General features: G+C 64.4%; 10 protein-coding genes. 5 read left to right on the top strand and 5 right to left on the bottom strand.

Going from position 1 to position 14,244, the window contains the following annotated elements:
- Positions 1–61: 61 nt before the first annotated feature.
- Positions 62–1,192 carry a helix-turn-helix transcriptional regulator gene (locus tag HGK27_RS23875; RefSeq protein ID WP_206245370.1) on the bottom strand — a complete coding sequence of 377 codons (1,131 nt, stop codon included), beginning with the start codon at positions 1,190–1,192 and terminating at the stop codon, positions 62–64.
- Between the two features lie 124 nt (positions 1,193–1,316).
- Between HGK27_RS23875 and HGK27_RS23880 the strand changes: the two genes are divergently transcribed.
- Complete coding sequence (locus HGK27_RS23880) at positions 1,317–4,325, top strand: glycosyl hydrolase 115 family protein (RefSeq protein ID WP_206245371.1); 3,009 nt, start codon at positions 1,317–1,319, stop codon at positions 4,323–4,325.
- Between the two features lie 333 nt (positions 4,326–4,658).
- Here the strand turns inward: HGK27_RS23880 and HGK27_RS23885 are convergent, their stop codons facing one another.
- Positions 4,659–5,480 carry an alpha/beta hydrolase gene (locus HGK27_RS23885; protein WP_206245372.1) on the bottom strand — a complete coding sequence of 274 codons (822 nt, stop codon included), beginning with the start codon at positions 5,478–5,480 and terminating at the stop codon, positions 4,659–4,661.
- A 124-nt stretch (positions 5,481–5,604) separates the two neighbouring features.
- Here HGK27_RS23885 and HGK27_RS23890 point away from each other — a divergent pair, with 124 nt between their 5' ends.
- The 4 genes from HGK27_RS23890 to HGK27_RS23905 are packed head-to-tail and all read left to right on the top strand — an operon-like array spanning position 5,605 to position 11,953.
- Positions 5,605–6,126 carry an RNA polymerase sigma factor gene (locus HGK27_RS23890; protein ID WP_206245373.1) on the top strand — a complete coding sequence of 174 codons (522 nt, stop codon included), beginning with the start codon at positions 5,605–5,607 and terminating at the stop codon, positions 6,124–6,126.
- Positions 6,123–7,178 (top strand): FecR family protein, encoded by a 1,056-nt coding sequence (locus tag HGK27_RS23895; RefSeq protein WP_206245374.1) that lies wholly within the window; start codon positions 6,123–6,125, stop codon positions 7,176–7,178. Before HGK27_RS23890 ends, HGK27_RS23895 begins: the two co-directional genes overlap by 4 nt.
- A 60-nt stretch (positions 7,179–7,238) precedes the next feature.
- Positions 7,239–10,355 (top strand): TonB-dependent receptor, encoded by a 3,117-nt coding sequence (locus HGK27_RS23900; protein WP_206245375.1) that lies wholly within the window; start codon positions 7,239–7,241, stop codon positions 10,353–10,355.
- Positions 10,356–10,369: 14 nt separating this feature from the next.
- Positions 10,370–11,953 (top strand): sulfatase family protein, encoded by a 1,584-nt coding sequence (locus HGK27_RS23905; RefSeq protein WP_206245376.1) that lies wholly within the window; start codon positions 10,370–10,372, stop codon positions 11,951–11,953.
- Between the two features lie 48 nt (positions 11,954–12,001).
- Here HGK27_RS23905 and HGK27_RS23910 read toward each other — a convergent pair whose 3' ends face one another.
- From HGK27_RS23910 to HGK27_RS23920, 3 genes are all read right to left on the bottom strand, one after another.
- Positions 12,002–12,430: an NUDIX hydrolase gene (locus tag HGK27_RS23910; RefSeq protein WP_206245377.1), complete on the bottom strand. Its 429-nt coding sequence runs from the start codon at positions 12,428–12,430 to the stop codon at positions 12,002–12,004.
- Between the two features lie 8 nt (positions 12,431–12,438).
- A complete protein-coding gene (locus HGK27_RS23915) occupies positions 12,439–12,858 on the bottom strand; it encodes a hypothetical protein (RefSeq protein WP_206245378.1) in 420 nt (139 codons plus the stop codon).
- A 382-nt stretch (positions 12,859–13,240) separates the two neighbouring features.
- Positions 13,241–13,993, bottom strand: a complete 753-nt coding sequence (locus tag HGK27_RS23920; protein WP_206245379.1) for an IclR family transcriptional regulator — start codon at positions 13,991–13,993, stop codon at positions 13,241–13,243.
- Positions 13,994–14,244: the final 251 nt, after the last annotated feature.

Raw genomic sequence — 14,244 nt, forward strand, 5'->3', positions numbered from 1 at the left:
GATGGCGCAAGCAATGCAGGAAGCGGGGGAGGGGCGCGTCCCCCGAATGGTATATGCTATATCACAAAACAATCTGCCCATCGGCCACCGAGCGGCAGATGCGCCGCACCAGCTCCGATTGGCGCCCGGTGCCGGTCTTGGCCAGCACGCGTTTGAGGTGCAGGCGGGCCGTGCCCTCGGCGATCCCGCGCGCCACCGCAAAATCGCTGACGCTGCCCCCGGCGGCCAGGCTGGCGGCCAGCGCGGCCTCGGTCATGGTCAGGCCGAAAAGCATGGCCAGGTCGGCCGGGGCATAGCGCACCGCCAGGTCTGGCCTTGTCATCACCAGCAGCACCAGATCGCGCGTCAGGGCAGGATGCTCCGGCAGGGTCTGCGCCGGGCGGGCGCGGATATGCAGCGCGGGGCGGTCGATCCCGCCCATGGCCATGACGGTGCGATCGTAGCGGCCCTGAACCAGCGCCAGCAATCGCTCATGATCGGTGCGGCAGGGGGCGGAGAGATGGTCATCACGCAGGTGAAGCATGTCTGGCGCGGCGAACATCGCCCTGGCATCGGCATTGCTCCAATGGACGCGCAGTTGGCGGTCGCAGGCGACCATCGCGGTCATCATCGCATCATTGGCCTGTTGCACCAGCCCGGCCTGCATCTCCAGCGTGGTCAGGCGCGTTTGCAGCCGCAGGGCCTGACGGATATGCGGCGCCAGCAGGGTCAGCAGGCTTTCATCATGCGCGCCCATATCGCGCCGGTCGTCTGCCACGCGGTGGAAGATCAGCGTGAAGGTGTGGCCGTCATCGAGCCGCTGGCTCAGCCAGAAGGCGGGCCCCAGACCGCAGCGCGCCAGCCCGTCGGAGAGCATGCGGCGATCCTGCGCGGAATAATCGCGGCATCGTTGATCGCTGTCGATGTCCAGCGCCGGTGGCGGGGAGAGCGGGCGGCGAAAACGGGGATTGGCCGGGCTGTTGGCCCATGAATCGTGCAGCATGCCATTGCGCTCGGAATGGCTGTCGCGTCTGGTCCAGAGCGGCAGCAGCAGATCCTGCGATGGGACCAGCAGCTGCGCTGCCACGCTTTCCACGCCCATATGCTGGCGCAGCAGGTCCATCAGGCCGATCCAGCGCCCCGGATCATCAATTGCCCCGTAAAGCGCCCCGATCACCTGATCGTTGAGTGTGGCCATCGTGTTGCCCCCCATGATCGTCTCCCCGGGCGGCAGGATAGCGCCTCGCGACTGAACGGCAAGTTGCAGCGGATGCGGGATTGCATGATGGTAGCGCTAACTGTAGCGTGGTGATCATAACAACAAAGGGAGAGCCATCATGATTCTCATGATGAACACGCATGCCGTGCGCCACACCAATGCGTTCAAGACGGCCTCCCTGCCTCTGTTCCTCACACGCCTTCTTGTCCTTCTGGGTTGCGCTCTGATGCTGCCCGCAGCCGCCACAGCTGCGCAACCTGCCACGCTGGCGCTTTATGACGGGCGCGCTGTCGCCACGGTGGTCTATGACGGGGACGCAGGCACGCCCCTGCGCAAGGCGGCGGACCTGCTGGCGGGCGATCTGGCACGGCTGAGCGGGCAATCGCCTGCCGTGGTCTCGCAGATGGGGCAGGCGCGGGGGACGGGGGTGATCGTCGGGCTGGCCTCCTCGCCGGGGATCGCGGCGTTGCTGCGGGCCAACCACCTCTCCACCGCCGCCATCGACGGCAAATGGGAGGTCTATGGCCGGGCGATGATCCCCGCGCCGTGGGACCCGCATGCCAGAGCGATCCTGATCTTCGGTTCGGACCAGCGCGGCGCCATCTGGGGCGTGGTGGATCTGACGCGGGAGATGGGCGTCTCGGCCTGGGAATGGTGGGCCGATGTGACGACGCGCCGTGTCAGCCGCATCGCCGTTTCGGCTGCCCTTGCCTATTCGAGGGAGCCCAGCGTCAAATACCGCGGCTTCTTCATCAATGCCGACAATCTGAAACTATGGGCCGCCAAGACCTATGAGCCCTCCGCAGGCGGCATCGGCCCGGCAACCTACACAAGAGTGTTTGAGCTGATGTGGCGGCTCAAGGCCAATATGCTGTGGCCCGCGATGAATGGCGGCGATCCACCCTTCAACGCCCGTCCCGAGAACTACAGGCTCGCTCAGGATTACGCGATCGTGCGGGGCACCTCGCATGTCGAGATGCTGCTGCGCAACAATGCGCTGGAATGGGACCCCAAGCTGATGGGGCCCTACAATTGGGTGAAAAACCGGGACCGGCTGATCGCATACTGGCGCGGCGCGGTGCAGACATGGGGCGCTTACGACAATCTCTACACCATCGGCATGCGCGGCGCCGATGATTTCCCCATGGAGGGCGCCGATTCCGCCGAGAAGATGGGCGATATCCTGCATGATGTCGTCACGCAGCAGCGCAAGATCCTGAGCGAGACGCTGGGCAAGCCCGCCGACCGGATTCCGCAGGTCTTCACCCCCTATAAGGAGGTCGGCGCGGCCTATAACACGGGCCGCATCCAGCTGCCCGATGATGTGACCATCGTCTGGCCGGACGACAATTACGGCTATATGGCCCAGCTCGACACTGCGCGCGAAAGGCAGCGCCCGGGCGGGTCAGGGGTCTATTACCATACCACCTTCTGGGGCGCGCCGGGCAATTACCTGTTCCTCGGCTCCACCGACCCCAATCTGATGTGGGAGGAGATGCGGCGCTCCTATCATTTCGGCGCGCGCAAGGTCTGGATGCTGAATGTCGGCAACATCAAGCCGGTGGAATATCTCACGGATTTCTTTCTGGCGATGGCCTTCGATATGGATGCCTTCGCCAAGCCGGGGTCGGCGCGTGACTATATGCGCGCCTGGGCGATAAAGACCTTCGGCCCGGCACAGGGCGAGCAAACCGCCGAGGTCATGTGGCGCTATTACAAGCTGGCCTTTGACCGGAACCCGGAATTCATGGGCTTCAACACCACCTTCCCGGAAACGCCGGTGCAGCAGACGCGCTTCAACCTCAGCGATTTCGGCGATGAGAATGCCCGCCGTGCCGGGGCGTATCAGGCGATCATGGCGCAGTCGAAAAGCCTGATGGCGGCCCTGCCTGCCGACCGCAAAGCGGCGTTTTTCGAGCTGGTCGATTACACCGTCAACACAGGCGGCAGCATGAACCTGCAACAGCTCGCGCTCGACAAGTCGATCGCCTATGGGCTGCAGCGCAGGGCCAGCGCCAATGCCTATGGGCAGGAAGCGCAGCGCGCGCATCAGGCGATTGTCGAGAATGTCCGCCGTTACAATCAGGACAATGCGGGCGGCAAATGGAACGGCATCGCCACGGATTATCCGCAATCCCTGCCCAATTACCTGCCGCCCGCGATTCCCCAATGGACCAGCCCGGGCGGCGAAGCACGCTGCGGCGTGCAGGTGGAGGGCGGAGGCTTCTTCGACGATGTGGGCTGGTGGTTTGCCACCATGCCCGGCTTCCATCGCGAATTGGGCGACCGCAGCGCTTTTCTCGACATCTTCACCGAACAGCCGGGCGATGCCGACTGGAGCGCCACCCCCATGGCGCCATGGATCAGGCTGGACCGCAGCGCGGGCCATTTCTCCTCCGCCACCAGCGAGCAGCGCCTGCATGTCTCGATCGACTGGGCCAGGGCGCCGCAGGGTGAGGCCGAAGGGCTGATCCATGTCACCTGCAGCGCGGGCCGCAAGCCGATCGATGTGCATGTGCGCCTCGCGCCCCGGCAGGCCGATCCGGCGGCCTCCTTCATCGACAGTCAGGGTGTGGTCGCGATCCACGCCGCCCATGCCGACCGCCAGAGCGGCGCATGGACAAGGCTGGAAGGCGTTGGCCATGCAGAGGCGGATATGCAGGCCGATCTCGATATGGTGCCGGTCGATGTGCATGATGCTGCGGCCATGGCGACGGCACCCCGCCTGCTCTACCGCTTTGCCACGCAGCGGCCTGATCGGGATTACAGCTTCCCCAACATCGTCATCGATGAGCTGGCCAGTCTGCGCGCCGTGGCGCTGCCCTTGCCGCCCGCCAATGTGGGGGGCAGGCAGCGTATCGCCGTGGCGATCGATGGGGGAGAGCCCCGGGTGCTTGACTTCACCGCACCCTATTACGGCGCGGTCTGGCGCCAGAATGTGCTGGACAATGCCGCCAGCGCCCAGCTTGCCGATCTGCCGCTCAAGCCGGGCAGTCATACGCTGGAGGTCTATGCGCTGGACCCGGGGGTGACGCTGGACCGGTTCGAGATCAGCTTCGCGGGCGCCGCCCAGGCCTATGCCCCAATCCCCGAGACAAGGGTGGTGAGCGCATCAGCGCCGCATTGATCGTGCTGGTCAGCCGGTGATCACAGAATGCCGGACCACCACAGCCCGAGCAGCAGGATCGCCAGGGCGGGAACGCCCATGCAGATGGCGGCGGCATCGGAGCAGGTGCAGGCCACCGGATGTTTTGCATCAATCGTTCGCGACGCATATCTGCGACTGTGAACTCTGTTCATAGGCCTCTCCCAAGGTCCTGTTGCGCTGCTTTTTGCGGCTGCGTGCAATGTAGCACGTTTGATACAAACGTACCCAACACATAATTGTTGCATGTTTTTGTGCGTTTATGAGCGCAGCATAACCGGATGGGTCGTGCGGCTTCGCCAGAGGCAGGCGGTGCTACGCCAGAAAGCCCACCTGCCGCAGCCAGGCCTCGCACAGGACCGGCCAGACCGACACCGGCAGATCCTTCGTATCGAGCGCAAAGCCATGCGGCGCATCGGCAAAGATATGCAACTCGGCCAAACCGCCCGCCGCGATCCAGGCCTTCTGCAGCCGATGGGCATTCTCCACCGGCACGACCGGATCATTGCCCGCATAGACGATAAAACCGGGCGGCGGCGCGGGCAGCAGCTGCGCGTCGGGCTGGAGCCGGTCATACATCGCCTGTTTCTCGGCTGGCGGCAGCGGCGGTTTGTTCGCCACGATGGTGCGGCCCCTGGCATTGGTCGAGATCGGCGCATAGCCGATCACCGCCACATCCGGGCGCGCGGCATGGGATCGGGGCGTCCACTCCTGCGGATAGGCGGCCAACAGACAGGCCGCCAGATGGCCGCCCGAGGACAGGCCGACCACCCCCACGCCCGCGAAACCCGGATCGCTGGCGCGGATCAGGCGCATGGCCTCGATCGCATCATCAAGCGGCGCGGCGACGCCATGGGCGGCGTTGGGGAAACGGTGCAGCAGCACGAAAGCGTGATAGCCCAGCGCGGTCAGCCATTGCGCGACCTGCACGCCTTCCCGCCCCGCCATCAGCGCGACATAGCCGCCCCCGCCCAGCACCAGCATGGCGCGTCCATTGGGTCTGGCCGGGTGGAAGCCCAGCAGAACCGGCTGCTCGACCGCCGTGACCACCGCCGTCTTGGGCGCTCCGTCGGGGTTCTCGAAGGTGACGGCAGGCGTCTCGCTCCAGAGGGGCCAGATGACATCAGATCCCAGCATGCGTTCCCTCCGCCTCATGTGTCGGGAGAAGGGTAGAGCAACCTGTCGGCGGGACAGCAAGCCATCGCAGCTGATTGTGTCCGATCTGCTGTGGATTTGGCCTGCTCATGCGTATGCTGGTGATATGCATGAGAATGCCTCCCCCTATCCCGCCGCCTGGCTGATGGATCTCGACCGGCAATACCGCCCCTCGCTGCTGGCCTTTTTCCGCCGCCGCACCGGCAATCCTGCCGAGGCCGAGGATATGGTGCAGGAGGTTTTCGCCCGCATCTATGCCACCGCCGGGCTGGAGCGCGAGACGGCGGGGGCCTATATCTTTCGCGCGGCGGCCAATCTGCTGCATGACCGGGCCCGGCGTGAGGGCGTGCGCGCCGCCTGGCGCGAGGAGGCGATCACCCAAGGTGAAGGCGCGGTGGAGAGCCGCGATCCCGAAAGGGTGTTGGCCGGGCAGCAGGCGCTTGGCGCCATCCAGCGGGCGCTCGGCAGCCTGCCGGAGCGGACGCGGGTGATCTTCATCCTCTATCGGCTGGAAGGCATGGCCCGCAAGGATATCGCCGAGAGCTTCGGCCTCTCGGTCAGCGCGGTGGAGAAGCATATCGCCAAGGCCATGAAGCTGCTGATGGCCCTGAGGGAGGATTGGCAATGACGCCCGTCGCCCCCGATCCGGAAGAGATCGCCATCGGCTGGGCCCTGCGCCATGTCGAGGGTGAGATGGATTTTGAGGCGATCGAGGCCTTCGCCGACTGGCTGCAGCAAAGCCCTGCGCATGGTGAGGCCTTTGACCGTGCCATGGCCAGCTGGGCGATGCTGGAAGGCCCGCGTTTCGAGCCGGAAATCCTCTCCCTGCGCAGCGAGGCGCTCGATGCACTGCATGCGGTGCAGAGCAAGCGCTGGCGCGCGCGCTGGCGGCTGCCTGCGGTGAAGCATATGGCTTTGGCGGCGGCGGGGCTTGCGCTGGTGGTCGGCGCGGGGCTCTATTTTTGGCTCAAGCCTGATCATTATGAAACCGGCACCGGCGAAAGACGCGTGGTGGCGCTCTCCGATGGCTCGCTGCTGGCGATGGATGCGCAGAGCAGTGTCACCGTCGATTACCGCGCCGACGGGCGGCATCTGGTGCTGGAGAAGGGAAGGGCCACCTTCACCGTCGCCAAGGACCCGCTGCATCCTTTTTCCGTCGCCAGCCATGGCAGTCTGGTGGTGGCCACGGGCACGCAATTCGGCATGGAATGGCTGGGCGGGCAGACCCGTGTGGTGCTGTACGAGGGCCATGTCGCCATCCTGCGCCATCAGGGCGACCGTCTGGTGCCCGGCCTGCTGGAGGGTCGCCAGCATGGCATCGCCGCCGACACCATGCTGACCCCCGGCCGTGAGGCGGTGGTGCCCGAAGGCCCGGCACCGGTCAGCGTGCATGATCTGGCCGATCCGCGCAGCGAAAGGGCGTGGGAGCAGGGCCAGATCGATGTCTCCGATGAGCCGCTGGGCGTGGTGGCGGCGCGCATGAACCGCTATCTGCCCGGGCCGCATCTGCTGGTGGCGCAGGAGGCCGCTCCGATCCGCATCAGCGGCCTGTTCAACGCCGGAGACCTTGAGGCTTTCGTCAGCGGCGTGACGCATGTGGCCCCGGTGGTGGCCGAAAGGCAGGCGGATGGAAGTTTCTGTTTGCGAACCCCAAGCAACTCTACTGCGCCCTGCCGCTGAGGCTTTGATCGGGTGACGCGTATTCCCTAGCAGTTCGGTAGACTTCAGGGGAAGATGGACGTGACGACAGGGATGAAGCCGGGGATCAGGGCTGGGTTGAGGCTGGCAGGCTGCATGGCGGTGCTGGCCGCGGCGCATGTCTATGCGGTGGCTCCGGCGATGGCGCAGGCTGCCAGTGCGAGTTATGATTTCGATCTTCCGGCGCAGGGATTGGGTCAGGCTCTGCGCAGCTACGGGCGGATCACCCGCCAGCAGATGGTGTTCGATGCCGGGCAGGTGGGGAAGGTGGAAAGCCAGGCGCTGAAAGGCCGCTTCACCGCCGAAGCGGCCCTGTCCCGGCTGTTGCAGGGCAGCCATCTCGGTGCCCGGCGCGGCGCCAATGGCATCATCATCATCGGCCCGCAGCAGGCCGAAGCAACGCCAACCCCGACAACGGGAGTGGGTGACGATATCGTGGTGACCGGCACCCGCATCAAGGGCGCGGCGGGCGGGCCCAGCCCGGTGCGGCGTGTCTCCAGTCAGGAGCTGGCCGATCTTTCGCCGGAAAGCCTGCCGGCCGGGCTGGCCAAAATTCCCGTCTTCTCACCGATCAAGAGCAGCGACAGCGCCTCTGACGGCGGTTATCAGCCTACCGGCAATTACCTCGATCTGTGGGGCCTCGGGCCGATCCGCACGCTGGTGCTGGAAGACGGCCACCGCGTGCCGCCGACCTATTATGACGGCACGACCGACATCAACACCCTGCCGCAATTGCTGGTCAAGCGCGTGGAGGTCGTTACCGGGGGCGCCTCGGCGGTCTATGGTTCGGATGCTGTTTCGGGCGTGGTGAACTTCATCCTCGACAAGGACTTCAACGGCATCAAGGGGCAGGTGCAGGACGGCATCTCGACCTATGGCGACGGGCGCTCGATCCGGGGCAGCATCGCCAACGGCTTCAGGATCGGGGATCGCGCCCACTTCGAATGGAGCGCGGAATATTTCCATCGCGATGGCATTTCGGCCATGCCGCGTCCGTTTGGCAATTCCGCCGTCTCCATTGTGGGCAGCGGCACGGCGGCCAGCCCTCTGGCGCAGGTGGCGGGCACGAGGCTGAACACCTCGACCTTCGGCGGGCTGGTAACCAATGGGCCTTTCGCCGGGCAGCAGTTCCTGCCTGACGGCACGCTGGCGGCGTTCGACAAGGGCACACCAACCAACACCTCGGGTGTGTCGGTGGGGGGCGATGGCTCCTATCGCCGCGATACCAACCTGCTGCCCTCGCTCACCACGGCGCAGTTCTTCGGGCGCTTCGACTATGACGTGAGTGACCGCACCAAATTCTATGTGCAGGCGAGCTATGCCAACACCGCCACCTCCTCGCATGAGCAGAATCTGATCAGCACGGCCAGCTCCACGCCGATCACCATCTACAGCGGCAATGCCTATCTGCTGCCGCAATATCAGGCGCAGCTGACGGCCACCAACACCGGGAGCTTCAACCTTGCCCGCTACAATGAGGATTTCGGCAACATCCTTGGCCTGCATGACCGCACCACCGCCTTTTCGGTGCGCGCGGGGCTGACGGGCACGGTGTTCAAAAATTTTGACTGGGAACTCTACTATACCTATGGGGTTGGGCGCACCTCTCAGCTGACCACCGGCAATGTGAACACAGAACGGCTCTATGCCGCGCTGGATGCGGTGAAGGATGCCTCGGGCAACATTGTTTGCCGCTCCAGCATCGTCTCGCCGGGGGCTTTTCCGGGCTGCGTGCCGCTCAATGTGCTGGGCAATGGCAATGCCTCCGCAGCGGCGATCAACTATATCACCGGCAACACATATTGGGCCGCCACCAACACCATGCATGATCTTGGCGGCAGCCTGAGCGGCACGCTGGCGCAGGGTTGGGCCGGGCCGATCAAGCTGGCGGCAGGGGGCGAATACCGCCACCAGATCCTGCGCGAGGTCTCGACCGTCACCGACAACACATTCGATCCCACCGGCCTGCGTGTGGGGGCCAATGGCAGCACCGTGGCGGTGGGGACGCAGCTGTGGACCAAGAATATCTCGGCGCCCGCCTATGGCACGCAATCGGTTTATGAGGGCAATCTGGAGCTGAGCGTGCCTCTGCTGCGCGATCTGCCGCTGGTGCGTTCGCTGACAGCCAGCGCGGCAGGGCGCTACACCCATTACAGCACCAGCGGTTCTGCCGAGACATGGCGTCTGGGGCTGGAGTGGAGCCCCGCGCCGGGGCTCAACATTCATGCCACGCGCTCGCGTGATATTCGCGCGCCCACGCTTTATGAACTCTATCAGGGGCAGACGGCGACGATCTCGGGCTACACCGATTATCTGACCGGGGCGAATGGCCAGATTCTCAACATCAGCCAGGGCAATGCCGATCTGAAGCCCGAAGTGGCGCGCAATCTGACCATCGGCGGCAGCTACAGCCCTCCGGCGATCCGGGGGCTTTCGCTCTCCTTCGACTATTACGACATCAAGATCAGCAATGCGATCAGCTCGCTGTCAGGCCTGACGACATCGGTGGAGAAGATCTGCATCGCCTCGGGTGGGTCTTCGCCGCTCTGTTCGCTGGTGGCGCGCCCGTTGGGTGCTACGAACACCAGCGCTGCCAATGCGCCGACCGCCAATTACAAGGAGAATGAGAACATCGCTCAGGTCTTCTCGCGCGGCTTTGTGGTGGGTTTCGATTACGGCTTCGATCTGGAGCACCTGTCCTCGGGCCTTGGCGGGCGGGCCGGCCTCAATGTGCAATGGACGCATGAGCCGGTCCTGAAAACCCAGAGCCTGCCCGGCGCTGTCATCACCAACACGGCGGGCACGGCGCTGGCGCCGGTGGATCGCATCACAGCCGTGCTGCGCTATGGCGTGAACAGGACCAATGCCGCGCTGACTTTGCGCTATTTCTCGCCCTTCCATTACAGCGCCGATCCTACGCTGATCGTGGCCGATGCGCCCTCGAAAGCCTATGTGCAGACCGATCTGAACCTCTCGCAGGGGCTGTCCATCGGCAACTATCCGGTGACGGCCTTCTTCAACATCAACAACCTCTTCAATGTGACGGGCGGCTATTACGAGGCCAGCTCCTCCAACCCCGGCCTGATCTATCCGGCGGCGCCCTTTGCCGACCAGATCGGGCGCTATTTCTCCATCGGCCTGCGTTTCGGCCATTTCTGAAAGGAGCATGCCTGATGAGAAGCATGATCAAGCGCGGATTGTCTGCTCTGGCGCTGATGGGTGTGGCGCTGCCGGGGGCAGGGTATGCCGCCGCGCCGCCGCCCGCGCTGGAGGTGGCCCAGAGCGCGCCGCCCAACATCATCCTGATCCTTTCGGACGACAACAGCGCGCCGCATGATGGCTGCCACGCCGATGCCGATATGAAGCGCAACAGCATCACCCCGAATTTCGAAGCCTTTGCCGCGCAGAGCATGTGTTTCGATCGCGCCTATGACACCAGCCCGCAATGCGCCCCATCACGCGGGGCGATCTTTGCCGGTCGCAATCCGGTCGATATCGGCATCACCCGCTTTGGCGAGCCGGCTGGCCTCGATGTGCGCTATTTCTCCGATATTCTGCGCAATGGCGGCTATTGGGTCGGTCTGGAGGGGCGCATTCACCATCTGGGCGGGCGTGAAGGCGATCCACCGCATGTGAAGAAAGCCCTGCTCGACAGCGGCATCACCCGCCTGTCGGACCGGTTCGATTATGTGAACACCTTTGGCACCAAGGGCAATCCGCCCGAGCAGATCGTCGAGCGGCTGAACAGGACTTTCGACCATATTCCGCAAGGCAAGCCCTTCTTCCTCTATTTCGGCTTCAACCAGACGCATCGGCCTTTCATCACCGATCACCGCGACATCGATTCCGGCAAGCTGGCGATCCCGAAAGACTGGCCCGATCTGCCCGAAGTGCGTGAGGATTACGCCAACCTCCTCTCCGACCTGCGCAATATGGACCGCCAGTTCGGCGCGATCATGGCGATGTTGAAAACGCGCGGCCTGGACCGGAACACCATCATCGTCTTTATGGGCGACAATGGCGAGTCCATGTATCGCGGCAAGGGCACGCTCTATGAGCGTGGCAACCATGTGCCGCTGATCATCCGCTGGCCGGGCGTGGTAAAGCCGGGATCGCGCAGCGACGCGCTGGTCAGCAACATCGATCTGGCCGAGACCTTCGTGGAGGCCGCTCATCTCAAGCCCGACGCCCGCATGGAGGGCATCAGCCTGGTGCCGATCCTGCGTGGCGCCAATCTGCCCGGCCATGATTATGTCTTTACCGAAAGAGGGGTGCATCCCGGCTCGCTGACCGTGTCGGAAGGCGTGGATTACCAGCGCGCGATCACCGGGCGGCGTTACAAGCTGATCTACAATGCGCAGCCCGGCCAGCCCTATTCGCCCGTCGATCAGGGCGGGCGTTTTCTCGATCCCGCGCAGGACACCAGCGAGATCGGCAAGCATGAGGTGCTGCCCGCCATCGCCCGCAAGGATGAGGAACGCGCGTTGGGCCCATGGAAAGCCATTGTGCAGGCGCATCAGGCCGGGAAGCTGCCCGCGCTGTATGAAAGGCTCTATTTCCAGCGCCCAAGGCCGATTTTCGAACTCTATGACCTCCAGAACGATCCTTATGAGCTGACCAATCTGGCCGGAAAGCCCGATTACAAAGCCGTGGAGATCGAGCTGCGCGAGAGGCTCGATACATGGATGGTGCTGAGCCATGACTATCTGCCGATGGCCACCGACGCCTTCCGCGAAACGCCCGATCCGGCACGTTGAGACAAGCGAGGCGCGGCATGGTCTGCGCCTCCACCGGGCGGATGGGGCTCAGGCCAGCGGCATCATATGGGCGGCAAAGATTTCCAGCGCCTGTTTTTCGTAAGCTTTCCGGATGGTACGCATGGCCTGCCGCAGGCTGACCCATCGGCGTTTGCGTTGAAACATCTCCGGCCAGGTGATGGCCAGCCTGTCCACTTGCAGCGTGAAGATCTGCATCGGAGCATGGCTGCCGCGTGGATCACGCGCGGCAGCATGCAGGGTCTGATGGATGGAGCCGCAAGCTCCGGCCTCCTCATAGACCTCTTCCTGAGCCGAGATGGCGGCACTCTTGCCCGGTTTCACATGGCCCTTGGGCAGAATCCAGTGTCCCTTCCCGCGTGAGGTGACGAGCAGGACCTCAACCCGGCCATCCTGAGTCATCCGATAGGGGATCGCCGCGCATTGCGCCCTTTGCCTGTCCCTCACACCATCCATCATGCACGCAATCATGTGATGTCCTTGGCCCTGTTGAGCAAGGCTGCCTGACGGGCCCGCATCACTAGAAAGGTCGCCATCGAGGCCCGCGCGCCTGCAAACGCCATGGCATGAACCGCATCGGCCATGATGCGGCGATGCTCAGCTTCGGGATCGAGCGGTTTGGCAGGGGATGAGGCAAAGCGTTCACGCCGCCTTGCAGCCTGCTGGCCATCATGCTTCCAGCCATCGCGCAGGCGGCATCCGCCGATCAGCAACAGCAGGCCCAGACTCCCCAGAAAGAAGGTCAGCATGCCCAGAGCGCCCTCCAGCACCGTCGCCGGGCCGGAGGCATGTGCTCGCCAGACATCGCGATGGATCAGGGTGCTGGCACAGGCCCCGGCCATAAAGGCAGCGCCCACCAGCCGGTGCTTAAGATCGCGGCGGTTCATGGCACTGTCCTTTCAGCGGAGCCGGCCTGCTTTCATCCCTTGCGGTGCGCGCGAGCGATGATGGGCATGGCGCCGATAATAGGCACTCAGCAGAGCGGCCCAGAGGGCGATGGTCAGGACCAGCCCCAGCATCACGCGGCTCCCTTGGGCCGGGGGCAGGTGGCGGGGATCACGCAGGATATCCGGGAAATTGTCACGGGGGCACGTCCATCTGCCGGGGCGCCATGGCCGGCGCCGGGGACGACCTATCTAGGTGAGAGTGCCATAGAGTCTCCAGCCGACAAAAGGCGCTGAAGCGTTGAATCTCCATAGCATGCCTGCCCGCCGGGGAGGTTGCTCCCCGGCAAGTCCAGCGCTGCAGGATGCGGAAAGTCTGCCCGCCTCAAACGGGGTCTGAAACCGCCTGCGAAATTGCATGGACGCAGCGGATCAGCGCGGCGGTGGTCTCCTCCATGCTGACTGTCGCGCCCGGCCCGTCGACGAAGGGAATGGTCAGCGCCGCCAGCGCCTTGCCATTGCGCAGGATCGGCGCGGACACATCGGTGATGGCGGTCAGCATCGGGCTGGGCATGGTGATGGTGCCCTGCGCGCGCACCGCGTCGAGCCGGGCGAGCAGCTCCTTGCGGCTGAAGGGCAGATGGGCCGTCTCGGTGGCGCGCATGCTGTCCTCGCGCATCGTGTCGGACTGGAAGGCCATCAGCATATGGCCCGATGCCGAATGGATCAGCGGCCGCCGATAGCCCATCCGCACGGCAAAGCCCAGCAGGCCGGGCGCCTCGACATTGGCCACCACCACCATCTCGGCGCCCGAGGCCATGGCCAGATGGCAGCTCTGGCGGGTGAAATTGGCCAGCTCATGCATGGCGGGCACGGCCTGGCTCAGCAGATCGCGGATCGGCGGCTGCGCCATGCCCAGCGCGAAGAGCCGGTTGGTCACCCGATAGCCCTCGCCTGAGCGGCAGATATAGCCATGGTCTTCCAGCACCTGAATCATGCGGAAGATCTCGCTGATCGAGCGGCCCAGCGCTGCCGAAATCTCCGAAGTGGCCATGGGGACAGCAGAAGGCGCCAGCAGTTCCAGGATTTCCAGCCCCTTTTCCAGGGCCGGGGCGCGATATTTCTTCTCTTCCGACATGTCCGCCTTTCTGCGCCTCCCGCGTGGGGTCTGCACCTCCCGTGTGGGGGCCGCGTGGGGTTTCGCCTGTCTGGGTAGGGGGCTTTGGCGGGGGATTCAAGGAATCAGGAAAATTGTATCTGAACATCACTTTTAAATTTGATAATTGTCTTACTAATGATAAGGGGTCGCCAAGCCCGAGGTAAGAATGGGGTGGGTTCAGGGTAAAGGGGGGCGGAGCCGATGCGGCCATGCCTTCCGTCTGTGCTGCA

The organism is Novosphingobium terrae (assembly GCF_017163935.1).
Taxonomy (GTDB): domain Bacteria; phylum Pseudomonadota; class Alphaproteobacteria; order Sphingomonadales; family Sphingomonadaceae; genus Novosphingobium; species Novosphingobium terrae.